This is a genomic window from Erysipelatoclostridium sp. An173 (assembly GCF_963931465.1).
GTDB lineage: Bacteria > Bacillota_I > Bacilli_A > Erysipelotrichales > Coprobacillaceae > Thomasclavelia > Thomasclavelia merdavium.
Genome location: NZ_OZ007017.1, coordinates 1,708,384 through 1,731,144, shown reverse-complemented (window position 1 = coordinate 1,731,144; position 22,761 = coordinate 1,708,384). Strand labels below are relative to the sequence as shown.

General features: G+C 30.1%; 25 protein-coding genes. 24 read left to right on the top strand and 1 reads right to left on the bottom strand.

All coding sequences use genetic code 11. The features are described 5' to 3' along the window. Positions 1-23: 23 nt before the first annotated feature. Entirely contained in the window at positions 24-251 is a 228-nt protein-coding gene (locus tag ABGT36_RS08690) for a hypothetical protein (protein WP_087373267.1), read from the bottom strand. 109 nt (positions 252-360) lie between these two features. On the opposite strand from ABGT36_RS08690, the gene ABGT36_RS08685 reads away from it, so the two are divergent. The 24 genes from ABGT36_RS08685 (at position 361) to murI (ending at position 22,726) form a co-directional block, all read left to right on the top strand. Then, positions 361-627 (top strand): UPF0223 family protein, encoded by a 267-nt coding sequence (locus tag ABGT36_RS08685; RefSeq protein WP_346677654.1) that lies wholly within the window; start codon positions 361-363, stop codon positions 625-627. Position 628: 1 nt separating this feature from the next. Continuing rightward, positions 629-1,855 carry an FtsW/RodA/SpoVE family cell cycle protein gene (locus ABGT36_RS08680; RefSeq protein ID WP_087300220.1) on the top strand — a complete coding sequence of 409 codons (1,227 nt, stop codon included), beginning with the start codon at positions 629-631 and terminating at the stop codon, positions 1,853-1,855. A 26-nt stretch (positions 1,856-1,881) separates the two neighbouring features. Further along, positions 1,882-2,184 (top strand): spore coat protein YlbD, encoded by a 303-nt coding sequence (gene ylbD, locus ABGT36_RS08675; RefSeq protein WP_087300218.1) that lies wholly within the window; start codon positions 1,882-1,884, stop codon positions 2,182-2,184. Next, entirely contained in the window at positions 2,159-2,356 is a 198-nt protein-coding gene (locus ABGT36_RS08670; protein ID WP_239404279.1) for a YlbE-like family protein, read from the top strand. Before ylbD ends, ABGT36_RS08670 begins: the two co-directional genes overlap by 26 nt. A gap of 1 nt (position 2,357) precedes the next feature. Further along, positions 2,358-2,705 carry a YlbF family regulator gene (locus ABGT36_RS08665; protein WP_087300216.1) on the top strand — a complete coding sequence of 116 codons (348 nt, stop codon included), beginning with the start codon at positions 2,358-2,360 and terminating at the stop codon, positions 2,703-2,705. 3 nt (positions 2,706-2,708) lie between these two features. Continuing rightward, positions 2,709-3,260 (top strand): 16S rRNA (guanine(966)-N(2))-methyltransferase RsmD, encoded by a 552-nt coding sequence (gene rsmD / locus ABGT36_RS08660; protein ID WP_087373269.1) that lies wholly within the window; start codon positions 2,709-2,711, stop codon positions 3,258-3,260. After that, complete coding sequence (coaD, locus tag ABGT36_RS08655) at positions 3,260-3,742, top strand: pantetheine-phosphate adenylyltransferase (RefSeq protein WP_087300212.1); 483 nt, start codon at positions 3,260-3,262, stop codon at positions 3,740-3,742. The genes rsmD and coaD overlap by 1 nt, the downstream gene beginning before the upstream one ends. 161 nt (positions 3,743-3,903) lie before the next feature. Then, positions 3,904-4,776 carry an aspartate carbamoyltransferase catalytic subunit gene (locus tag ABGT36_RS08650; RefSeq protein ID WP_346677653.1) on the top strand — a complete coding sequence of 291 codons (873 nt, stop codon included), beginning with the start codon at positions 3,904-3,906 and terminating at the stop codon, positions 4,774-4,776. Beyond that, positions 4,769-6,037, top strand: coding sequence for a dihydroorotase (locus ABGT36_RS08645; RefSeq protein ID WP_087300208.1), 1,269 nt, complete (start codon positions 4,769-4,771; stop codon positions 6,035-6,037). Before ABGT36_RS08650 ends, ABGT36_RS08645 begins: the two co-directional genes overlap by 8 nt. 9 nt (positions 6,038-6,046) lie before the next feature. After that, positions 6,047-6,802 carry a dihydroorotate dehydrogenase electron transfer subunit gene (locus ABGT36_RS08640; RefSeq protein ID WP_087300206.1) on the top strand — a complete coding sequence of 252 codons (756 nt, stop codon included), beginning with the start codon at positions 6,047-6,049 and terminating at the stop codon, positions 6,800-6,802. Then, positions 6,795-7,712: a dihydroorotate dehydrogenase gene (locus ABGT36_RS08635; RefSeq protein ID WP_087300204.1), complete on the top strand. Its 918-nt coding sequence runs from the start codon at positions 6,795-6,797 to the stop codon at positions 7,710-7,712. The genes ABGT36_RS08640 and ABGT36_RS08635 overlap by 8 nt, the downstream gene beginning before the upstream one ends. A 113-nt stretch (positions 7,713-7,825) precedes the next feature. After that, entirely contained in the window at positions 7,826-9,970 is a 2,145-nt protein-coding gene (locus tag ABGT36_RS08630; protein ID WP_346677652.1) for an ATP-dependent helicase, read from the top strand. A 48-nt stretch (positions 9,971-10,018) separates the two neighbouring features. Next, the gene (locus ABGT36_RS08625; RefSeq protein WP_346677651.1) at positions 10,019-10,951 is read left to right on the top strand and encodes an HAD domain-containing protein; all 933 of its coding nucleotides are present in this window, start codon (positions 10,019-10,021) and stop codon (positions 10,949-10,951) included. A 118-nt stretch (positions 10,952-11,069) separates the two neighbouring features. Next, on the top strand, positions 11,070-13,064 hold the full coding sequence (gene ligA / locus ABGT36_RS08620; RefSeq protein ID WP_346677650.1) for an NAD-dependent DNA ligase LigA: 1,995 nt from the start codon (positions 11,070-11,072) through the stop codon (positions 13,062-13,064). Between the two features lie 46 nt (positions 13,065-13,110). Beyond that, positions 13,111-14,223, top strand: a complete 1,113-nt coding sequence (locus tag ABGT36_RS08615) for a CamS family sex pheromone protein (RefSeq protein WP_087373283.1) — start codon at positions 13,111-13,113, stop codon at positions 14,221-14,223. Between the two features lie 9 nt (positions 14,224-14,232). After that, positions 14,233-14,523, top strand: a complete 291-nt coding sequence (gene gatC / locus ABGT36_RS08610; RefSeq protein WP_346677649.1) for an Asp-tRNA(Asn)/Glu-tRNA(Gln) amidotransferase subunit GatC — start codon at positions 14,233-14,235, stop codon at positions 14,521-14,523. Continuing rightward, positions 14,523-15,971, top strand: a complete 1,449-nt coding sequence (gatA, locus tag ABGT36_RS08605; protein WP_308697800.1) for an Asp-tRNA(Asn)/Glu-tRNA(Gln) amidotransferase subunit GatA — start codon at positions 14,523-14,525, stop codon at positions 15,969-15,971. The genes gatC and gatA overlap by 1 nt, the downstream gene beginning before the upstream one ends. 6 nt (positions 15,972-15,977) lie before the next feature. Continuing rightward, positions 15,978-17,411 (top strand): Asp-tRNA(Asn)/Glu-tRNA(Gln) amidotransferase subunit GatB, encoded by a 1,434-nt coding sequence (gatB, locus tag ABGT36_RS08600; protein ID WP_087300190.1) that lies wholly within the window; start codon positions 15,978-15,980, stop codon positions 17,409-17,411. A 48-nt stretch (positions 17,412-17,459) separates the two neighbouring features. Further along, entirely contained in the window at positions 17,460-18,152 is a 693-nt protein-coding gene (locus ABGT36_RS08595) for a hypothetical protein (RefSeq protein WP_087300188.1), read from the top strand. Positions 18,153-18,258: 106 nt separating this feature from the next. Then, positions 18,259-19,608: a 23S rRNA (uracil(1939)-C(5))-methyltransferase RlmD gene (rlmD, locus tag ABGT36_RS08590; RefSeq protein ID WP_346677648.1), complete on the top strand. Its 1,350-nt coding sequence runs from the start codon at positions 18,259-18,261 to the stop codon at positions 19,606-19,608. Between the two features lie 114 nt (positions 19,609-19,722). Beyond that, positions 19,723-20,277, top strand: a complete 555-nt coding sequence (locus tag ABGT36_RS08585; RefSeq protein WP_346677647.1) for a sugar O-acetyltransferase — start codon at positions 19,723-19,725, stop codon at positions 20,275-20,277. Between the two features lie 81 nt (positions 20,278-20,358). Next, positions 20,359-21,156 (top strand): SDR family oxidoreductase UcpA, encoded by a 798-nt coding sequence (ucpA, locus tag ABGT36_RS08580; RefSeq protein WP_346677646.1) that lies wholly within the window; start codon positions 20,359-20,361, stop codon positions 21,154-21,156. A 28-nt stretch (positions 21,157-21,184) separates the two neighbouring features. Beyond that, positions 21,185-21,877 carry a DUF5714 domain-containing protein gene (locus ABGT36_RS08575; protein ID WP_087300180.1) on the top strand — a complete coding sequence of 231 codons (693 nt, stop codon included), beginning with the start codon at positions 21,185-21,187 and terminating at the stop codon, positions 21,875-21,877. Positions 21,878-21,949: 72 nt separating this feature from the next. Further along, positions 21,950-22,726, top strand: a complete 777-nt coding sequence (gene murI / locus ABGT36_RS08570) for a glutamate racemase (RefSeq protein WP_296882243.1) — start codon at positions 21,950-21,952, stop codon at positions 22,724-22,726. Positions 22,727-22,761 lie beyond the last annotated feature (35 nt).

Genomic DNA, 22,761 nt, shown 5'->3' with positions numbered 1-22,761 from the left:
ACAAAATGAGGTGAAATAAATAGTTATCCGACTCTAATTCTAGAATTTCCGCAAATGATTAATAATAAAAATACTACTAATACAATTGCAAACCAGTTTGTAGAACCAAAACCACCGCAACTACCACAGCTACAACCGCAATTAGAAAAACCAGTTGAGCAGCTATTGCATCCACAACAACTAAATGGGTTAGTAACAAAAGGATTATAGCTATTGCATCCGCAACCAGAATAATTAAATCCGCAGTTCATATTATCGCCTCCTTTAGTATATCATATTCTAATATTTATCTTTTGTTTGGGTTATTGTAGATAATCGATAAATTTTCAGTTATAATATAAAACATTAAGAGGTGAGAATATGGAATATAACTATCCGTTAGATTATACATGGTCAACTGAAGAGATAATCGATGTTATTGGATTATATAATACAGTTGAAAAAGCGTATGAAAGTGGAATTAGTAAAAAAGAATTTATGGCTGCATATCAAAAGTTTAAAAAAATTGTTGATAGTAAAAGTGCTGAAAAACAAATTGATAAGGAATTTTATGAAGTGTCTCATTATTCAATTTACCAGGTTGTTAAAGCGGCAAAAGAACAAGATTTTATTCGTTTAGGTAAATAAAATGGCTGGAATTAGAAAAATTAAAGAATTATTTAAAAGCCGTGGTGTTGATAAGAGTATTTATTTGAGCACTTTTATTTTAGCAGTATTTGGTATTATTATGATTGGTTCAGCTTCAGTAGGAAGTGTAACTAGATATGGTGTGACTTATGCATTGAAGAATATGATTAGTCAAACTGTTTTCGTAATTGCCGGAGCGGGGGTAATGATTTTTATTGCCCGAGTTTTTAAGACAAGGTATATAACATATAGTTCGTCAATGCGTTTATTTTTATTAGGAATTTTCCTAATGCTTATTTGTATTTTTTGGAGTGATTCAAAAGGATCACATGCTTGGATCAAATTTGGCAGTTTGTTTAGTATTCAACCGGCTGAATTTATGAAAATTGCAATGATCTTAATTATGAGTTATTTTTTAACAGAAAGTGATAAAGCTTTTGTTGTTAAAGGAAGATTTAAAAATCAGGAAGTAAAAAGTGCTTTTTATAAACAGAAGTTTTTAAATTGTGTCTTTTTACCAATGATGTTAGTAATAATTACTGCTTTAGTAGGGTTAATTATCCAAAATGACTTTGGAACAACGGTAATAATTGTTGGGATTTGTTTTGTTTGTTTTATTGCTACCCCGCGTAAGTATTTTAAAAAGTATAAACGAATGGTTTGGGCTTTTATTGCTTTATGTGCGGTTATTTTATTAATTGTGGGAACAACAGTATTAAAAGGGTACCAGGTAAGCAGAATTACTGCCTGGCTAGATCCGCTATCTGATCCTTATAACACTAGTCAACAGCTAGTTAATGCTTTGATTGCTTTTAAAAATGGTGGTTTATTTGGGTTAGGGTTAGGAAATTCGACTCAAAAATTTGGGTACATCCCTGAAGCCCATAATGACTTTATTGGAGCAATAATTTATGAAGAATTAGGAATAATCGGGTTAGGACTAATTATAATTCCAACATGTATTATTATTTTTAAATTATTAAATTATTCACAAAAAATAAAAGAAAATAAATCTAGAATTATTTTATTAGGAATAGCATCTTATTTTTTCTTACATTTATTAATTAATTTAGGTGGTGTTTCTGGTTTGATTCCAATGACAGGGGTTCCTTTATTATTTATTTCTTCAGGGGGATCATCAACTGTTACAGCATTTGTAGCTATCGGAATTGCCCAAGCGATTATCGCTCGTTATAATCGTCAAAAATTAGACACCGAATCAATGTAGATACATATAATATACTAGGTGATTTTATGGATGAGTTTAAAGAGTTTTTAAAAACAATCCCTAGTATAAAACAGGATGTATTAAATGGCCGCTATACATGGCAGCAATTGTATGAAATTTATGTAATGTATGGAAAAGATGATAAATTCTGGCAACCATATAAAACAAATGGTAATTTAAATTTAAATGTACTTATTGATGTTATTAAAAACATTGATTTAAATGCTTTATCTAACAGTTTAACTTCTTTAGAAAAAGTATTGAATGTAGTTAATACTTTTATTGAAAGAAAAGAGCCAGAGCATGAAAGAAAATGGTACGATGAATGATCAGATAAGATACTATTTACGGTATAATCCTAAATGGTATCTTATCTTATCTAGATATCCTAAAGAGTATTCACGTTTAGTTCAAGAGTACAAAGATGGTAAGAATAAAGCATTTATTGATAAAATTGAACAGGTATCAATGTTAATAAATATGATAGAAATGATGATGTAAAGTGGAAGAGATATTAGATAGATTAATTGAACAAATTAAATTAGATCAGCGTTATCTTGATTATATTGAAGCTGAAAAGAAATTGCATGATGATGATATTGAATCATTATTGAAGGAATATCAAGATAAATTAAGTGAATATGAAGATTTAAAAAAATATGAGCAATATATAGATAATCAAGAGATAAAAAATGAAATTAGAAAATTAAAAAAGGAGATTGGTGAAAATCCGGTCATTATTGATTATTATCAAAAATATCATAATTTAAATGATTTTCTAGAACAAATCACAAAAATTGTTTTTGGTAATATTTCCAAGCAATTAGACTTATCACCATATGAATTTTAAGATATGAGAGTTATAGCAGGTAAATATCGAAGTAGACAATTAAAGACAGTTAAATCTAATTTGACTAGACCAACAACTGATCGAAATAAAGAAAATATGTTTAATATTATTGGTCCTTATTTTGATGGAGGGGTAGTTTTAGATTTATTTGCTGGTAGTGGTGGTTTAGGAATTGAAGCTTTATCAAGAGGGTGTCATCAATTATATAGTGTTGATAAACAATATGCTGCTTTTAAAGTTATAAAGGAAAACTTTGAGTTATTGAAACTTGATAATGCTAAAGTATTTAAACTTGATTATCAAAAGGCATTGCATAAATTTGCTGATGAGAAAATTAAATTTGATTTAGTTATTTTAGATCCACCATATGGTAAAAATATGGTAAATGGGATTTTAGAATTTTTGATTGATAAAAAAATGTTGCAAGATAATTGTATAGTTGTTGTTGAAGAGTTAAAGGAAGTAGTTTTTCCAGCCTTTGATAATTTACAATTAGTAAAAAAATATCAATATGGAATTACTGCTTTAAATATTTTTAAATACGGGGTAAGATAATGAAAAAAAATATTGCAGTATATGTGGGAACTTTTGATCCAGTTACTAACGGGCATCTTGATATTATTGAAAGAGCTAGCAGGATGTTTGATACTTTATATGTAACAATTTGTATTAACCCTAATAAACAGGGATTATTTACAGTTGCAGAACGTAAAGAATTATTAAAAGAAGCGTGTAAAGATTTTGAAAATGTAATTATTGATGCTTCAGATAAATTATCAGTAGAATATGCTCGTGATGTTGGTTCAAAAATTTTAGTTCGTGGTATTCGGGCTACTATGGATTTTGAATATGAATTACAATTAGCTTTTTCTAATCAATATTTAGATAAAGAAGTAGATATGGTTTTTTTAATGACTAAACCATCACATTCTTTTATTTCGTCATCAGCGGTTAAAGAAATGGTTAGTCATCATCGTAGTGTCGCTGGACTAGTGCCACCATGTGTGGAAGCAGCGCTACAAAAAAAATATGAATAATAATACTTTAGTTGTTTTAATTAAACTTATTTTTGATGGATATTAATTGTCAAATGAACATTAATTTGATATGATGAAAAAAGAAATAAGGCAACTGGGGTATAATGAATATTATTTCCCAATTATACCTCGCAAGAGGTATTTTTTATGGAGGCAAACAGATGAACGTATTTACATTAAAAGATTTCTCGGTTGATGAAATCAATCAGATTTTAGATGAAGCAGAAGAATTTAAAGCAGGGAAGAAAGTTGACTTTAAGGGTCAAAAAGTTGTTGCAAACTTATTTTTTGAACCATCAACAAGAACTCATTATAGTTTTGATAAAGCTGCTTTTAATCTTGGCTGTCGAACTCAAAATTTTGAAGCAGCAAATTCTAGTGTTCAAAAAGGAGAAAGCCTTTATGACACTGTTAAATTTTTTGAATCAATTGGATGTGATGCTGTTGTAATTAGACACCCTAAAGAAAATTATTATAATGATTTAGTAGGACGAATTAGCATACCAGTTGTAAGTGGTGGTGACGGAACTGGAAATCATCCTAGTCAATCTTTATTGGACTTAATGACAATTCGTGAAGAATTTGGACATTTTGAAGGTTTAAAGATCGTAATTGTTGGTGATATAGTTCATTCACGAGTTGCTCATAGTAACTATGAAATTATGAAACGTTTAGGAATGGAAGTATATACAAGTGGACCTAAACAATTTGAAGAACCAGGATACAACTATGTTGATTTTGATAAGATATTATCAGAAGTAGATATTGTAATGTTATTACGAGTTCAACATGAACGTCATCATGAATTAATGCGTTTAACAACTGAACAATATCATGATATGTTTGGATTAAATCAAAAACGAGTTGATAAAATGAAGAAAGGAGCAATAATAATGCATCCAGCACCATTTAATCGCAATGTAGAAATTGCTGATGATATTGTTGAATGTTCAAAGAGTCGTATTTTTAAACAAATGACAAATGGTGTATATGTACGGATGGCATTATTAAATCGGGTTTTAAGCAATGACTAAGACATTATTTAAAAATGGTAATGTATTTTACCATGGAAAATTACAAAAATTGGATGTATTAATTGAAGATGAATTAATTTCAAAAGTTGCAAAATCAATTGATGAAGGTGATCAAGTAATTGATTTACAAGGAAAACTATTAACACCAGGTTTTGTAGATCTTCATGTTCATTTAAGAGAACCGGGCTTTGAACACAAAGAAACAATTGCAACAGGAACAAATAGTGCTAAATATGGTGGTTATAGTCATATTGTAGCAATGGCTAATACTAAACCTTGTATGGATGATGTTGAAACAATTAGAGATTTTGCTAATCGGGTAAAAAAAGATGCTAAGATTCATACTTATACATATAGTGCAATTACTACTGATTTAAAAGGTCAAGAATTAGTAGATTTTAAAGCAAATAGCCAAGAAGATATCGTCGCTGGTTTTTCTGATGATGGTAGAGGAGTTCAATCTACAGAAATGATGGAAGCAGCAATGAAAGCAGCCAAATCAGTTAATAGCATTATTGTTGCTCATTGTGAAGATGAAAGTGAACTACAGCCGGGAGCTTGTGTTAATTTAGGAGATTTTTCTAAAGAAAATAATCTTGTTGGTATTAATAATGCTTCTGAATATAAACATGCGATGCGTGATTTACAGTTAGCAAACGAAATAGGAAATCGTTATCATATTTGTCATATTTCGACTAAAGAAACTGTTGCGGCTTTAAAAAAAGCACGTCAAACTAATCCGCTTGTAAGTGGGGAAGCTTGTCCGCATCATTTAATTTTAACAGATGAAAATATTAAAGATTTAAATCCAAATTATAAAATGAATCCACCTCTTAGAAGCAAAGAAGATCTTGAAGCTTTAATTGAAGGAATTAATGAAGGAGTTGTAACAGTAATTTCTACTGATCATGCTCCTCATGCTGAAAATGAAAAACAACAGCATATCTCTAAGGCACCTTTTGGAATTATTGGTAGCCAGCATGCATTTAGTTTAATGTATACTTATCTAGTAAAAAAAGGTCTTATTCCTTTAGAAACAGTATTAGCATGTATGAGTATTAATCCGGCTAAGGTAATTGGAATTAAACATGATTTAGAGGTTGGATATAAGGCTAATCTAGCAGTTTTTGATCTTGATGAAGAATATTTAATTACAAAAGAAAGTATTAAGTCAAAATCAACCAATACACCATTTTTACAAACAAAATGTTTTGGGGCATTGAAGTATCATGTTTTAGATGGTAAGATAACTAAAATTTAGGAGGAAATTATGGCGAACTTTCAAGGAATGATGAAAATTACAGCAATTAATAATATTGCTGATGATGTCTATGAAATGGTTTTAGAGGGTGATGGAGCTAAATATATTAGTGCCCCAGGTCAGTTTATTAATATTAAAATAAACGATAGTTTGCAACCATATTTACGACGTCCAATGTCAATAAGTGATTATGATGATAATCATATCGTAATTGTTTTTAAAGTTGTTGGTGAAGGGACAACGATTTTAAAAGATAAGGAAATTGGTAGCCAATTAGATTGTTTAATTGGTTTAGGAAATGGTTTTACAATCCGTGATGGTAAAGCATTGCTTATTGGCGGTGGATTAGGAACACCACCTCTATATAATTTAGGTAAAAAACTAGCTGCAGCTGGTCATGAAGTAGTTACTGTTTTAGGTTTTAATAGTGCTAAAGATGTTTTTTATCAAGAAAAATTTGCAGAATTTTCTAAAGTATATATTGCTACTATGGATGGTAGTGTTGGTACAAATGGTACTGTAGTTGATGTAATAAAAAATGAAAATTTGACATTTGATCAATATTATACATGTGGACCAGAACCAATGTTGGATGCATTAGCATTAAATTATCCAGAAAATGGACAATTATCATTTGAAGCTAGAATGGGATGTGGATTTGGTGCTTGTATGGGATGTTCATGTAAAGTAAAAACTAAGCCATATAAACGAATTTGTGTTGAAGGACCAATTCTAGAAAGTAATGAGGTGATTGTTAATGGTTAATTTAAAAGTATCATTGCCAGGATTAGAAATGAAAAATCCAGTAATTCCAGCTAGTGGAACTTTTGGCTTTGGTTATGAATTTACAAAATTTTATGATATTAATATTTTAGGATCGATAATGCTTAAAGGAACTACATTAGAACCTCGTTATGGTAATCCTTTACCAAGAATTGCAGAAGGACCTAGCGGTATGCTTAATGCCATCGGTTTACAAAATCCTGGTGTTAAAGCGGTAATGAATGAAGAGTTAGAACAACTTAGACCGCTTTATCAAGATAAAGTAATTGCTAATATCGGTGGTAGTGCACCTGAGGATTATGTTGAAACAGCTAGATTAATTTCAACTCATGACATGGTAGGGGCTTTAGAATTAAATATTTCTTGTCCAAATGTTCATAGTGGTGGAATTCAATTTGGTACTAATCCTGAAATGGCTGCAGATTTAACTAGACGAGTAAAAGAGGTTTCAAAAGTACCAGTTTATGTTAAGTTATCACCTAATGTAACTGATATTGTTGAAATGGCAAAAGCAGTAGAAAGTGCTGGTGCTGATGGAATTACGATGATTAATACTTTAGTTGGAATGAGATTTGATTTTAAAACTGGTAAACCAATTATTGCTAATAAAACCGGAGGATATTCTGGTCCAGCAATTTTCCCAGTTGCTTTACGAATGGTTTATCAGGTTAGTCAAGCAGTTAAAATTCCAGTAATCGGTATGGGTGGTATTAGAAGCGGTCGTGATGTTATTGAAATGATGTCTGCTGGAGCTAGTGCTGTAGCAATTGGTTGCCAAAATTTAATTGATCCGTATGCTTGTAAAAAAATTATTGAAGAATTAGAAGATTTACTAGTAGAACTTGGTGTTGATGATATTAACGAAATTGTCGGACGTTCACATCAGTTTTAATAAATAAAGAGAATTGGCTTTTCCAATTCTCTCTTTATTTTAAAATAAAATGAAAATTAAGATATATCATTTATTTTAAAGATATTATATAATGTAAAAATGGTGGTGGTTAAATGGATTTAGATAAATTATTAAATAAAAATCAAAAAGAAGCAGCTGTTTATCTAGATAGTAATCTTAGAATAATTGCTGGTGCTGGCTCTGGTAAAACTAGGGTAGTAACTTACCGGATTGCTTATTTAATTGATGAAATTGGTGTTGCTCCTTATAAGATTTTAGCAATAACTTTTACAAATAAAGCAGCTAATGAGATGAAAGAAAGAGTTGCTAATTTATTAGGTCCTCATAGTATGGGAACTTTGATTTGTACTATTCATTCATTATGTGTAAGAATTTTAAGACAGCATATAAATGTTATTAATTATCCAAGTAATTTTATGATAATGGATGAAGAAGACCAAAAAGCTTTGTTAAAAAAGATTTATAATAAATTGACAATTGATTCTAAAGCAATCAGTTTAAAAAGTATGTTAACAACTATTTCAAATTATAAAATGGCTAATGTTTCACCACAAAGAGCCTTAGAATTAGCTGGTCAATTTGAAGGTGAGATAAAAAAGGCTAAGATTTATCAGGAATATGTTGATTATCAAGAAAATCATTTTATGCTTGATTTTGATGATTTGTTATTAAAAACAGTATATATATTTGAAAATTACCCTGATGTATTAGAAAAATGGCAACGTAAATTTCAATATATTCATGTTGATGAGTTTCAAGATGTTGGAAACATTGAATATCGCCTTGTTAAATTAATGTCAAAATATGCAATTACTTGTGTTGTTGGAGATCCTGATCAGACTATCTATTCCTTTAGAGGGGCTGATGTTAATTATATATTGGATTTTGATAAAGATTTTAAACCATGTAAAACAGTTATTTTAGATCAAAACTATCGTTCTACTGGAAATATCTTGAATGTTTCTAATAATTTGATTAGAAAAAATCAAAATCGTTTAAAAAAAGATCTTTATACTCAAGAAACAGGTGGCGCTGAAGTTATTCATTATACTGGAAAAAATGAACAGGATGAAGCGGATTATATTTGTGGTCAAATTGAAAAAATAATTAGTGAAGTCGATGGTGTTAATTATCGTAATTTTGCTATATTATACCGGGCAAATTATTTATCACGAACAATAGAACAATCACTAATATCACATGGTATTGACTATCGGATTTTTGGTGGTTTAAAATTCTTTAGCCGTAAAGAAGTAAAAGATGCTTTAAGTTATTTACAATTAGTATGTAATGATGAAGATCTAGCTTTTGAAAGAATCATCAATGTTCCTGCTCGTGGTATTGGTAAAAAAACACTAGAAAATATTCAGTTAGTAGCTTTAAATAACCAGGTTAGTTTATATGAAGCATTAACATTATTTAGTGATCAAATTAAATTATCAGGTAAAGCTAAAAAAGAAATCGTAAAATTTGTTAAAGCGATTGAAACTGCAAAACAATCAAAATTACCATTACATCAAATGTTTGAGAATTTGATTGAAGATGTTGGATATATTGATATGTTAAAAAGAGATTTAGAAGATAACCGAATTAATAATATTCAAGAATTACAAAACTCAATTTATACATTTGTTAATCAAAATCCAGAATTAGCGACAATTGAAAACTATTTACAAGAAATATCTTTATATACTGATAATGATAAATTAGATGATGGTCAATATGTAAGCTTAATGTCGATTCATATGGCTAAGGGTCTTGAATTTGATTATGTATTTGTTTTAGGGTTGTCAGAAGGTATTTTTCCTAGCTTTAGAACATTAAGTGAGTCTGATGATGGTTTAGAAGAAGAACGGCGTTTAGCTTATGTAGCTTTTACTAGAGCTAAAAAACAATTATTTTTGACAGATAGTGAAGGTTTTAGTTTTGTAACTGATTCACCTAAAATTGCTAGTCGTTTCATTGATGAAATGGGTGTTGAAGGGGTTAAACACGTTGGAACTAAAGCAAGATTTAAGACTTCTAATTATATCAATACAGCAAGTAGTAAAGAAGAACTGATTGGAAATAATGAAGTTAGTGATTGGGCAATTGGTGATTTTGTTGTTCATGATACCTTTGGAAAAGGTGTTGTTGTTAAAGTCAACGACCGAACATTAGATATTGCTTTTGAATTGCCAGCTGGTTTAAAGACGTTGATGTCTAATCATAAGGCATTAAAGAAGCTAACAAATTAAGCACTAAGTGTGCTTTTTTTGTTATAATTAAAAAAAGGAGCTCTTGCTATGACTAAAATAGTTTTTTTAGATATCGATGGTGTTATTTCGCCAACAGAAAATAATGGTCATGAGGTATTACATCCTGAAAGAATTGGACATTATGACGAGCAATATTACCTGGAAACTGCAAAAAAACATAGACAGAAATATAATATGAGTTATTTAGATAGCTATGATATGTATGTAGTAGATACGTGCTGGTCTACTTTAGCCATGCAAAAAATAAAGAATTTATTACTTGCTACTGATAGTAAAATCGTAATGGAAAGCTCATGGATTCATTCATATAATGAAAAAAATATGCCTGGATTATTGGCAATGGCGGGATTAAAAGATTTTTATTTAAATATTGCTTATGGCAAGGATAAATTAGATGGGATTACTAAATATTTAAATAATCATCCAGAAGTAACTGATTTTGTTATTATTGACGATGAGGATTATTGGTATTTGGCTCAAAATTATGGTTTTTATTTAGTCCAGAGTAATGATGTAATTAGTGATGAAGATTGTTTAATGGCTAAAGATATTTTACAAAGACGGTATCGATTTACTATTTTAGATAATGATATTTATTTATGGTATGATGATAAGAAAATATTAGCTAGTAAATATCGATATAGTCATAGTTCAAGAGGAAAACTATTATTAGTCTACCAAGTAAGAATATTTAATAAGCAAATGATAAAACCAGCAATTAGAATATTGATCAAACAGTTAACTAAATATGCATATGATTTAAATTGTGATGATGGATTTGTTCTTGTTGCTAATAGAGAATATTTTAAGAGAATAAAAACTGATTTTTGGTTTGTCATTGGCTATCAAAGGGTAAATATTAATGGTGAATTTTTAACAAATATAAATGAGGCAGTTATGGTTCATAGTGAATATAGTCCATTAGAGAAAATTGAATTGTGGGAGAAAATGAGGTTTTAGCCTCATTTTATTGTTGTAAGCTAATTATTTAGATTTTTTAAGTAAATATAGAATTTTTATTGTTTTATCCTGTAAAGTAATTTGGTATAATGGTAAAGATTTAATTAGGAGTGAGATAATGAATGATCTAAATAGATACGAAGAATTGAAAAAGCAGATTTTATATCATAATGATCGTTATTATAATCAAGATGATCCGGAAATAAGTGATTATGAATATGATATGATGATGCAAGAATTAAAAGAGCTTGAAAAAAAACATCCTGAATATATTACTAGTGATTCACCTACTCAAAAAGTTGGGGGAAGTGCTAAAAGAGAAGCCGGGGTATTAGTTCGTCACAATGTACCAATGTTATCTTTACAAGATGTTTTTTCTAAAGAAGAAGTTTATGAATTTGTTGAACAAATGCAAGAACAGCTTGATGATCCAACATTTGTTGTTGAATATAAAATAGATGGTTTATCAATGGCTTTAAGATATGTAGATGGAAAATTAAATTTAGCGGTAACTCGTGGTGATGGTGTTCTTCAAGGAGAAGATGTAACCGCTAATGCTCGAGTAATCAAGGATGTAAAAAAGAAATTAAAAGATCCAATTGAATATCTTGAGGTTCGTGGTGAAGTCTATATGACTAATGAAGCATTTGAAAAAGTAAATGAAATGCAGGAAATTAAGGGTAAAAAATTATTTGCTAACCCACGAAATTGTGCTGCTGGAACATTAAGACAGCTTGATAGTGCCATAACTAAACAACGTAATTTATCAATGTTTGTTTTCAATATTCAAGATGCCCGTGGACGCCAGTTTGTCAGTCATAGTGAAGGATATGAATATTTAAAACAACAAGGAATTAAAATAATTGAAGATTATTATATTTGTAAAACTGCTGATGAAGTTTGGAAGGCCATCGAGGCCATTGGTGAAAATCGTGATAAATTAAAATATGATATCGATGGAGCAGTAGTTAAAATTGATAGTTTTGCAGATCGTCAAAAATTAGGTTCAACTTCAAAAGTACCACGATGGGCAATTGCTTATAAATATCCTCCCGAAGAAAAAGAAACTAAATTATTAGACATAGAATTATCGGTAGGAAGAACCGGTAGAATTACGCCAACAGCTATTTTTGAACCAGTTCGTTTATGTGGTACTACAGTTTCTCGAGCTACTTTGCATAATCAGGATTTTATTGATGATTTAGATATTAGAATAGGTGATACTATTGTTGTTTATAAATCAGGAGAAATTATTCCTAAAGTAAAACGAGTTATCAAAGAAAAAAGACCTGCAGATAGTGTTCCATATCATATTGGAAATACTTGTCCAGTTTGTGGAGCTCCAGCTGTTCGTTATGGTGATAATGCCGATATTAAATGTACTAATGATAATTGTCCAAGTAAATTAGTAAAGAATATCGTTAATTTTGTTGGTCGTGATGCTATGGATATTAAAGGTTTTGGACTAGCTTATGTTGAAACTTTAGTAAATCATGGCTATATTAAAGATATTAGTGATATTTATGGACTAATCGATAAACGACAAGAATTGCTGGATAAAAAAATTATTGGTTTGGTAAAAAGTACTGATAATTTATTGAATGCTATTGAAGGTAGCAAAAATAATGATGCTACTAAATTATTAACTAGCTTTGGAATTAGTAATGTCGGTAAAGCGGCTGCTAAAAGCTTAATGAAGAAGTTTAAAAGTATTGATAACTTAATGAATGCATCTTATGCTCAGTTGATTGAAGTTAATGATATTGGAGATATTAGTGCCATGGCAATCATTGATTATTTTAAAAATCCTTATAACCAGGAAGTTATTCAGCGATTAAAAAATTATGGGGTTAATATGGAAATAATCGAAGATGAAGATAGTGATGATCGTTTTGATGGAAAAACATTTGTAGTAACAGGAACTTTACCAAATTTATCTAGAAAAGAAGCAGCTGCTTTGATTGAAAAACATGGTGGTAAAGTAGCTGGTTCAGTCTCTAAAAAAACAGATTATCTATTAGCAGGGGAAAATGCCGGGAGTAAACTTACTAAAGCCCAAAGTTTGGGAATTGATGTAATTAATGAAGAAACTTTACTAGAAATGGTGAAGTAGTTAAAATAGTGTTATAATGCACTCTATAAAGGAGGAAACTGCCAATATGAAAAAATTGATTACTTTATTAGTATTAGTTTTGTTGTTAGCGGGATGTAGTGATGCTAAAGAAACAGTAGAAACTCAAACAGCTAATGATGTTTCATCGGCTGATAGTTTAGATGAAGATTTTTACCGAATTGTAAAATTAGATAGATATGAAAAGCGCGATGATTATTATAACTCATTTGGAAATACTGATGATTTTCAAACGATAGGACGAGAATTACAGACAATTTCAACCGAGTATTTTTCTACTGATGATTATTATATGTCTGAAGGACAAAATTTAACTCGTTCAAATGTTGCTCAATTAGTAGAGCGTGATGACAGTAATCCTGATAAATATCCTCATACATTAGAAAATCAAGCTGGAACAGCTATTGGGGGTATCGATAGTCCTAATATGATTACAACTATCTATGAACAAGATTTTTATCAAAAATCTGGTGATGATTATGTTTTAAAAGGTGCTAGTCTAGCAATTGTTCTTGATCCAACAGATGCTAGTGGTGATGCTTTGTTAAGTTATATGGATGAATCTGCAGTAGTTGAATTTGGACAACAGACAATTAGAAATCTTTATGAAGAAATTCAAAATTACAATGAAGATGATGAAAATGCTATTAGTGGTTTTAAAGAATTAAAAAATCAACCGCTTCTTATAACTGTTTATTATGCAACCAATACTAATGAAAGTGATATTGATGGAAGATATATTTTAAAAAGTTATTGTGATGGAAGCCTTGGCGATATTGAAACATTAGACTACCATACTTACTTATTTACAAGCAGCGAAGCTTCACAAGCTGATGAAGAAACATATTCACAGTTTGAAATATTTAAAAATAATATGAAGAACGCTTCATTTGAAGCCGTTGGTGTAGTTGGTTATGGTCGTTATAAAGATGGTGAAATTCAGTCAATGAGAATTAATATTAATGTAAATGTTAAAACCTATACTGAATTGGTTTATTTAGTTGAAACGGCTGCTGATGAGGTTAATTCACAGTTTAGTAATGACTTTGATATAACAGTACAAGTTAGTTCGCAAGATCAATTAGAAGCGATTATTATTAAAGATCAGGGTGAAGATGCTAGAAGTATCTTATTATATTAGGAGGAAAGTATGGAAAATAAAGAAGCAATGTTAAAAAAGCTGGGACTTAAGACAATGTTTAATATCAGTGATGAAGAAATGCCTGAGTTAATAGAAGAGTATGATATCTTCATGAACCATGTTGCTGTATTGGAAAAAATTGATACAGAGGGTGTTGAACCGTTGGCTTATCCTTATGAAATTGAAACAACTTTTTTACGTGAGGATGAACCAGTAGATATTATTAGTCGTGAAGATGTTTTAAAGAATGCTAAATGCGTTGAAGATAATCAAATTAAAGTTCCAAAGGTGGTAAAATAATGAAAGTAATGTCAATTGAAGAATTGCATCAAAAACTTGTTAATCATGAAATTGATGTAAAAGAATATTATCAAGAATTATTTGAAGAAGTAGATTTTCAACAAAAAAGACTTAATGCTTTTGTAACAGTTACTAAAGATGAAGCATTGAAAAATATTGAAAATTTAGATGTAAAAGAAAATGAAATTTTAAAAGGAATTCCTGGTGTGTTTAAAGATAATTATAATACTAAAGGAATTAAGACAACAGCATCTAGTAAAATGCTTGAAGATTACATTCCAGTTTATAACGCAACTGTTGTTGATAAATTATATGAAGCAGGAATTAGTTTAATTGGAAAATCAAGTATGGATGAATTAGCTATGGGTGGTACTAATAAATCTGCCTTAACAGGGCCAGTTTTCAATCCATGGGATTCATCAAGAATTGCCGGTGGTTCTTCAGGTGGAAGTGCGGCTTTAGTAGGAAGTGGTGTTGTACCATTTGCTTTAGGTAGTGATACTGGTGATTCAATTCGTAAACCAGCTGGTTTTTGTGGTGTAGTTGGTTTTAAACCAACATGGGGTAGAATTTCTCGTTTTGGAGTAATCCCTTATGCTTCAAGTTTAGATCATGTGGGAGCATTTACAAGAAATGTTCGTGATATGGCTATTGTAACTGAAGCATTAGCAGGTCGTGATGATCGTGATATGACTTCTAGTAATCTACCAGTACCTCATTATTTAGAAAATTTAACTAATGATATTAAAGGAATGAAGATTGCTGTTTTAACAACAGTTAGTGATGAAATTAGAAATAAAGATATTAAAGAAAATTTTGAACATGTCATTGCAACTTTAAAAGAATTAGGAGCTGAAGTTGGTGAAGTAACTATTCCTCAATATTTAGCTAGAGCAATCTTACCAACATATACAATTATTGCAAATAGTGAGGCAACAAGTAATCATTCTTGTTTAGATGGTATTAAATATGGTGACCGCCAGCCTGGAAGTTCAACAGATGAAGTAATGATCAACTCAAGAACTGATGGTTTTGGGGCTCATATTAAACGTCGTTTTATTCTAGGAAACCTAGCTTTAGCAACAGAAAATCAAGAAAGAATGTTTAGAAAAGCACAACGAGTACGTCGTTTAATTGTTGAAGAATTAAATAAAATTTATAGTGAATATGATATTATTTTAACACCTAATAGTGGTAGTGTAGCACCAAAATTAGATGAAGCTAATGATGATCGTTTGTCAGATGAATATATTATTTTAGAAAATCATTTAGCACTAGGAAATTTTGCAGGAACACCAAGTATTTCTATTCCTTCTGGATTTAGTGATAAAATGCCGATTGCAGTTAATTTAATGGGGCGAGTTTTTGAAGAACAAACTGTATTAAATGCGGCATATGCTTTAGAACAAGCACTTGGTTTTGCAAATCAATATTCAAGAGAGGGGTAAGAAAAGATGAATTTTGAAACAGTTATTGGTTTAGAAGTCCATTGTGAACTTAAAACAAAATCAAAAATGTTTTCGGGTGCCCCGGTAACATTTGGTCAAGCACCAAACACTAATGTAAACATTGTTGATTTGGGAATGACAGGAGCAATGCCGGTTTTAAATAAAGCGGGTGTTGAATATGCTATTAGAGTATGTAGTGCTTTAAATATGGAAATTGATGAATTAGTTTGTTTTGATCGTAAAAACTATTATTATTCAGATTTACCTAAAGGTTTCCAAATTACTCAAGATCGTCATCCAATAGGACGTAATGGAACAATGAATATTGAGGTAAATGGTCAAAAGCAAGTTATTGAAATTGAACGTTTACATATGGAAGAAGATACAGCAAAACAATTACATTTTGATGATTATTCTTTAATCGATTATAATCGTGCTGGAATTCCTTTGATAGAAATAGTTACCCGTCCTACTATTCGTAGCGGTGCAGCAGCTGCAGCATACTTAGAAAAATTAAGACAAATTTTATTATTTACTGATGTCAGTGATGCTAAGATGGAAGAAGGTTCAATGCGTTGTGATGTTAATGTTTCGATTCGTCCATTTGGTAGTGATAAATTTGGAACTAGAACAGAAATTAAAAACCTAAATTCTATTTCTAATGTACAAAAAGCAATTGAATACGAAGTAGCACGTCAAGAAAAAGTATTAATTAGCGGCGGTGAAGTACTTCAAGAAACACGTCGTTATGATGAAGATAAAAAAGAAACAGTTGTAATGCGTGCTAAAGGTGATGCTGTAGATTACAAATATTATCCAGAACCAAATATTTTACCAATTAGATTAGATCATCAATGGGTTGAAGATATTATTGCTAGAATTCCAGAAATGCCAGAATCTCGAGTAGAACGTTATATCAATGAGTATAAAATTCCTAAAACTGATGCCTTGATTCTTGTTCAAACTAAAGAAATCTCTGATTTTTTTGAAGCTGTAGTTAAACATACTAAATACTACAAAATTGCTTGTAACTGGATGTTAGGTGAAGTGCAAGCATATCTAAATAAAAATAATTTAATTATTACTGATACTAAAATGGCACCTGAATATTTAGCTAAAATGATCAATTATATTCAAGATGGTACAATTTCAAGTAAACAAGGTAAAAAAGTATTTGAGATTTTAATAAAAGAAGGTAAAGATCCAGAAATTATTATTGAAGAAAATAATATGAAACAGATATCTTCACCAGAAGAATTAACTGTTATTATTAATGAAGTTTTAGATGCTAATAGCCAATCAATTGAAGATTATCGAAATGGTAAAGATCGTGCAGTTGGATTTTTAATTGGTCAGATTATGAAAAAAACAGGTGGTCAAGCAAATCCTGCAGTTAGTAACAAATTATTAGTAGAGTTATTAAAACAGAGAATTTCATAATGTACAAATATTAAGATATTTGGTACAATTATCAAAGGAGGGATAAGTATGTCTCAAAAAAGATTTAGCTTTGATGATGATTTTGAAAATACAAGTAATGTTTCTGTTTCTCAAGGTCAGGATTCTTTAAATGATCGCTCTGTTACAGCTAATTCAAAAAATGGTAAAAATAAGATGAAAAAAAAGAAAAAAGGAAAATTTAAAATAAAGAAATGGCAAATTGCATTGATTATCTTTCTTTTGTTGATAATTATCTTTATTGTTTATGTATTTGTAGCTGGTAGCAACGAGGGACCGGTTTATGGTGATCGTTGTGCTTCGTTAATTGCAATAGATGAAACGAAGTTTGATGGTATTGAAGATACAATTGAAGCAGATGGCAATATTAATAGTGTTAATATTGAAGTTGATTGCCGAATCATTAAAATATCAATGGATTTTATTGATAATACAACTTCAGATACTGCTATTCAACTAGCAACAAATGCCTTACATACTTTAGATGATTCGTTAGGTGAAACAAAAGAAGAAGGTAGTGTATATAGTAATTTATTTGGTACTGCAAATGGTCGTGGTCAATACAATGTTGAATTTGTTTTGACAAGTAATGGTGATAGTAATTTTCCAATGTTTGGTACTAAACATCCAAGCAGTGATGAAATTACTTTTACAGGAGCTAATGTGGTTGACCAGGCAGCTACTGATCGTGCTAATAGTACACTAAATCAATCAGGTCAATAGACGAGCTAGGCTCGTCTTTTTTAAAGTAAAAAAGCGATATTATTAAGATGTATTTTTAATATGAAGTTTGTATCCGAGTAATAAAAGCGGATGGATGGGAGGAATTATGAAGAAAAATGATTATTTTTATGGCGAATGCGTAGATTTAACATATGATGGTCAGGGTATCGTAAAAGTTGATAATTTTACTTATTTTGTAAAAGGAATGTTAGTTGGTGAAACTGGTAAATTAAAAGTTATTAAAGTCTTAAAAAATTACGCAATTGCTCGCTTGATTGAATTAGATCAGGTTTCTAAGTATCGAACTGAACCACAATGTTCGGTGTTTAAAGCTTGTGGTGGGTGCCAATTACAGCATATTAATATTGATGGACAAAGAAAGTTCAAGACTAAAAGGGTTCGTGATTGCTTAGAAAGAATTGGTAATTGTCATGTTTTAGTAAATGATTGTATTATGATGGATGATCCATGGTATTATCGAAACAAAGTCCAAATGCCAATAGGAATAAAAGATGGACATTTAGTTACAGGATTTTATAAACAAAAGTCTAACCAGATTATTCCTTGTGATAATTGTTTAATTCAAAATAAATTATCTAATGCTATAACTAATCGAGTAAGAGAGTTGATGGAAGAATTACAAATTCACCCTTATGATAAAATGGCTCGTCAAGGGAATATTAAGCATATTTTAACAAAACATGGTTATCATACTAACGAAATAATGTTAGTTTTAATAAGTTTTCAAAATAAGATCAATAATGTTGAAAAACTAGTCAATACAATCACCAAAGAATATCCAATGATTAAAACAGTAGTCCAAAACATTAATCCTCGTGTAGATAATGTTATCTTAGGTGATCAAGAAGTTATTCTTTATGGTAAAGGTTATATTTATGATTATTTACTAGATAATAAATATAAGATTTCGTTAAAATCATTTTATCAGATTAATCCAATCCAAGTAGAAAAACTATATAGCAAAGCAATAGAATTTGCTCAATTAACTAACGATGATATTGTTTTAGATGCTTATTGTGGAATTGGAACAATAACACTTTCTTTGGCAAAATATGTAAAAAAAGTTTATGGTGTGGAGATAGTCGAAGCTGCAATTAATGATGCTAATAATAATGCAAAATTAAATAATATTGATAATGTTGAATTTAAATGTGATGATGCAGGAAAATATATGGTTGAATTAGTGAATAGAGGACAACATTTAGATGTAGTTTTTGTTGATCCACCACGAAAAGGTTGTTCAACTGAATTTTTAGACTATTTAATTAAAGCTAATCCAAAAAAAATCATATATATTTCTTGTGATGTAGCAACACAGGCACGTGATATTAAATATTTACAAGAACATAATTATTTTGTAGATCTTTGTCAGCCGGTGGATATGTTCCCACATACAACTCATATTGAAAATATTGTACGTTTAAATCGTGTTTAGAAGATTAACTTAAGATGCTAATAGCTATTTAGCTATCTTAAGTTTTTTTATTTATTAAAAACAACTTTTTACTTATTTATAGTAAAATATATAATATTATTAGGAGGAACTTCTATGACTGAAAAAGAAAAAATGATTAATGGTCTAAAATATAATCCTGCTAATTGGAAATTAGTATTAGATAGGGCAAAAGCCAACTGTATTTGTACTAAATATAATCGACGTGCTTTTAATGAAATTAATATGCGCTCAAGAAAGATGAAAAAGCTGTTAAATACTACTGGTAATTTTTGGATCAAACCACCATTTTATGTTGATTATGGCTATAATGTTTTTCTTGGTAAAAATGTAATGTTGAATTATGGATGTGTTATATTAGATGTTTGTCCAGTTAGAATTGGAGATCATACATTAATTGGACCGGGAACCCATATTTATACAGCGTGTCACTCTTTAAATGCTATGGAACGTAAAGCTGATATTGAGTGGGGAAAACCGGTTATTATCGGTAAAAATGTATGGATTGGTGGAAATTGTTGTATATTGCCAGGTATAACAATAGGTGATAATACTATCATTGGTGCTGGTAGTGTAGTTACAAAAGATATACCTGAAAATGTAGTAGCGGTTGGTAATCCATGTAAAGTAATTAGAAAAAATAGTGATTAGTATTATGATTTTATCCAATTTGAATCTTAGTATTAAATAGGATAGAATATAAATATAATGTTTCAAAGAGGAGGAAAGCATATGGCAAAATTAGATGGAAAAGTTGCAATTATAACTGGGGCAGCTGCTGGACTTGGTAAAGGAATTGCGACAGTTTATGCAAAGTATGGAGCTAAGATGTGTTTAATTGATATTGATAAGGAAGTTGTAAATACTGCTAAACAATTACAAGAAAAATTTCAAACAGAAATAATTAGTTATGTTGGTAGTGTAGCCAATAAAGAACAAATGCAAGAAGCAGCAAAAATAACAATTGAAAAATTTGGCAAAATTAATATAGCTTGTTGTAATGCTGGAGTTTGTCGTTTAGCACCGTTTGAGCAGATGAGTGATGAAATTCGGGATTTTCATATCGATGTAAATATTAAAGGAGTTTGGAATACTTGTCAGGCGGTAATTCCATATATGTTAAAAAATGGTGGCGGTAGTATTGTAATTGCTTCTAGTGTTACAGGTGATATTGTTGCTGATGCTGGTGAAGCAGCTTATGCAATGACTAAATCAGCTTTAGTAGGTCTTACAAAGTCTTTAGCAGTTGAATATGCTAGTAGAAATATTCGTGTAAATTGTTCACAATTAGGATATGCTCGTACTCCAATGGTTGAAAAAATGGCTATTGAATCTAATCCAGATGATCCTGAAAGTGCAATTAATGATATTGCTAAAGGGGTACCAATGAACCGTCTTGCTAAACCAACTGAAGTAGGTGAATTATTTGCTTTTTTAGGTAGTGATGAATCTAGTTATCTTACTGGTTCACAGATTGTAATTGATGGTGGAAGTACTCTTCCAGAAACAATGAGTATCGGAACTAACTAATTAAATAAATGAGAAGGTCAAAAAAGTTATGAAAGAAGAATGTTTAATTTGTAAAGCACCACTTATTTATCTAGAAGAAGATGAAATGATGGAGTGTGAGTTTTGCCATAAAAAAGAGTTAAGTAAAACTAAATGTGTTAATGGACATTATGTTTGTAATGAGTGTCATAGTGCTGGTATTGATATAATTATTGATTCTTGCTTACATCAAACAAGTAAAAATCCTTATGATATATTTGAACAATTAGTATCATTGCCATTTTGTCATATGCATGGACCGGAACATCATATAATAGTTGGTTCTGCTTTGTTGACTGCATATAAAAATTCTGGTGGAGATATTGAATTAAAGAAAGCATTAATTGAAATGCAATCTCGAGGAAAACAAGTTCCAGGAGGAACATGTGGATTTTGGGGTGCTTGTGGAGCGGCTATTAGTTCTGGAATATTTATATCTATTATTACTGGATCGACACCATTAAAAGTAAAAGAGTGGGGATTATCTAATTTAATGACGGCTAAATCATTAGGTGAAATAGGTAGAATTGGTGGACCTAGATGTTGCAAACGTAATTCTTTTTTGGCAATGACATCAGCGATAGAATTTGTAAAAGAAAATTTAGGAATTGTGATGGAATCAAGTTCAATTAAGTGCACACATTCAAGTTCTAATAATCAATGTATTAAACAAAGATGTCCATTTAATCAAAGAACAGTTTAAGCTGTTCTTTTTCTTTAAATTGGTTCTAAAAAGTAGTATTATAAAAATAGATTGTATAAAGGAGAATAGATTGTGTTAAATAAATATAAGGATTATATAGGAGTCTTTGACTCTGGTGTTGGTGGAATAAGTGTATTAAAAGAATTGACAAAAATTTTACCAAATGAAAACTTTATTTTTTTTGGTGATTCAGCTAATGCACCTTATGGGGAAAAGTCAACGGAAGAGGTGAGCGCTTTAGTAACTAGAATTGCTGATGATTTAGTTAATCAGGGAGTCAAGGCAATTGTAGTTGCTTGTAATACTGCAACAAGTGTTGCTATTAGTCAATTAAGAGCTACATATCCTAATATTCCTATTATTGGAATGGAACCGGCAATTAAATTAGCAGCCATGGAACAACCTCATCATAATATTTTAGTTATGGCAACACCTGTTACTTTAAGATTAGATAAATATCAACAATTATCTAATAAGTTACAAGAGATTTCTAAATTTATTCCGGTGGCTTGTACAGGATTGGCTAAAAGAATTGAACAAGGAAATTTAGATGATGATGATATGTATCAATTGTTAAATGATCTGTTATCACAATACATAGGTAAAATAGATTGTGTTGTTTTAGGATGTACACATTATCCATTTATAAAAAAACAGATTCGTAAAGTTTTGGGAGATGTTCCTTTTTATGATGGAAATCATGGAACCGTAATGGAGTTAAAAAGACGGTTAGAAATCAATGGCCTTTTAACAAATAATCATAATAATGGAATAATTGAGTTTCAATCATCAAAAAATAATGTAGAGGAGTTACAGTTATATAAATGGTTTTATAATCAAGAAATTTAAATTATTGATAAATATTTTTAATTTGTATAAATATT

Excerpts from the sequence above, each read along its gene's own strand:
- ABGT36_RS08690 (WP_087373267.1), bottom strand. The coding sequence starts at position 251 with ATGAACTGCGGATTTAATTATTCTGGTTGCGGATGCAATAGCTATAAT.
- ABGT36_RS08685 (WP_346677654.1), top strand. The coding sequence starts at position 361 with ATGGAATATAACTATCCGTTAGATTATACATGGTCAACTGAAGAGATA.
- ABGT36_RS08680 (WP_087300220.1), top strand. The coding sequence starts at position 629 with ATGGCTGGAATTAGAAAAATTAAAGAATTATTTAAAAGCCGTGGTGTT.
- ylbD (WP_087300218.1), top strand. The coding sequence starts at position 1,882 with ATGGATGAGTTTAAAGAGTTTTTAAAAACAATCCCTAGTATAAAACAG.
- ABGT36_RS08670 (WP_239404279.1), top strand. The coding sequence starts at position 2,159 with ATGAAAGAAAATGGTACGATGAATGATCAGATAAGATACTATTTACGG.
- rsmD (WP_087373269.1), top strand. The coding sequence starts at position 2,709 with ATGAGAGTTATAGCAGGTAAATATCGAAGTAGACAATTAAAGACAGTT.
- coaD (WP_087300212.1), top strand. The coding sequence starts at position 3,260 with ATGAAAAAAAATATTGCAGTATATGTGGGAACTTTTGATCCAGTTACT.
- ABGT36_RS08650 (WP_346677653.1), top strand. The coding sequence starts at position 3,904 with ATGAACGTATTTACATTAAAAGATTTCTCGGTTGATGAAATCAATCAG.
- ABGT36_RS08645 (WP_087300208.1), top strand. The coding sequence starts at position 4,769 with ATGACTAAGACATTATTTAAAAATGGTAATGTATTTTACCATGGAAAA.
- ABGT36_RS08640 (WP_087300206.1), top strand. The coding sequence starts at position 6,047 with ATGGCGAACTTTCAAGGAATGATGAAAATTACAGCAATTAATAATATT.
- ABGT36_RS08635 (WP_087300204.1), top strand. The coding sequence starts at position 6,795 with ATGGTTAATTTAAAAGTATCATTGCCAGGATTAGAAATGAAAAATCCA.
- ABGT36_RS08630 (WP_346677652.1), top strand. The coding sequence starts at position 7,826 with ATGGATTTAGATAAATTATTAAATAAAAATCAAAAAGAAGCAGCTGTT.
- ABGT36_RS08625 (WP_346677651.1), top strand. The coding sequence starts at position 10,019 with ATGACTAAAATAGTTTTTTTAGATATCGATGGTGTTATTTCGCCAACA.
- ligA (WP_346677650.1), top strand. The coding sequence starts at position 11,070 with ATGAATGATCTAAATAGATACGAAGAATTGAAAAAGCAGATTTTATAT.
- ABGT36_RS08615 (WP_087373283.1), top strand. The coding sequence starts at position 13,111 with ATGAAAAAATTGATTACTTTATTAGTATTAGTTTTGTTGTTAGCGGGA.
- gatC (WP_346677649.1), top strand. The coding sequence starts at position 14,233 with ATGGAAAATAAAGAAGCAATGTTAAAAAAGCTGGGACTTAAGACAATG.
- gatA (WP_308697800.1), top strand. The coding sequence starts at position 14,523 with ATGAAAGTAATGTCAATTGAAGAATTGCATCAAAAACTTGTTAATCAT.
- gatB (WP_087300190.1), top strand. The coding sequence starts at position 15,978 with ATGAATTTTGAAACAGTTATTGGTTTAGAAGTCCATTGTGAACTTAAA.
- ABGT36_RS08595 (WP_087300188.1), top strand. The coding sequence starts at position 17,460 with ATGTCTCAAAAAAGATTTAGCTTTGATGATGATTTTGAAAATACAAGT.
- rlmD (WP_346677648.1), top strand. The coding sequence starts at position 18,259 with ATGAAGAAAAATGATTATTTTTATGGCGAATGCGTAGATTTAACATAT.
- ABGT36_RS08585 (WP_346677647.1), top strand. The coding sequence starts at position 19,723 with ATGACTGAAAAAGAAAAAATGATTAATGGTCTAAAATATAATCCTGCT.
- ucpA (WP_346677646.1), top strand. The coding sequence starts at position 20,359 with ATGGCAAAATTAGATGGAAAAGTTGCAATTATAACTGGGGCAGCTGCT.
- ABGT36_RS08575 (WP_087300180.1), top strand. The coding sequence starts at position 21,185 with ATGAAAGAAGAATGTTTAATTTGTAAAGCACCACTTATTTATCTAGAA.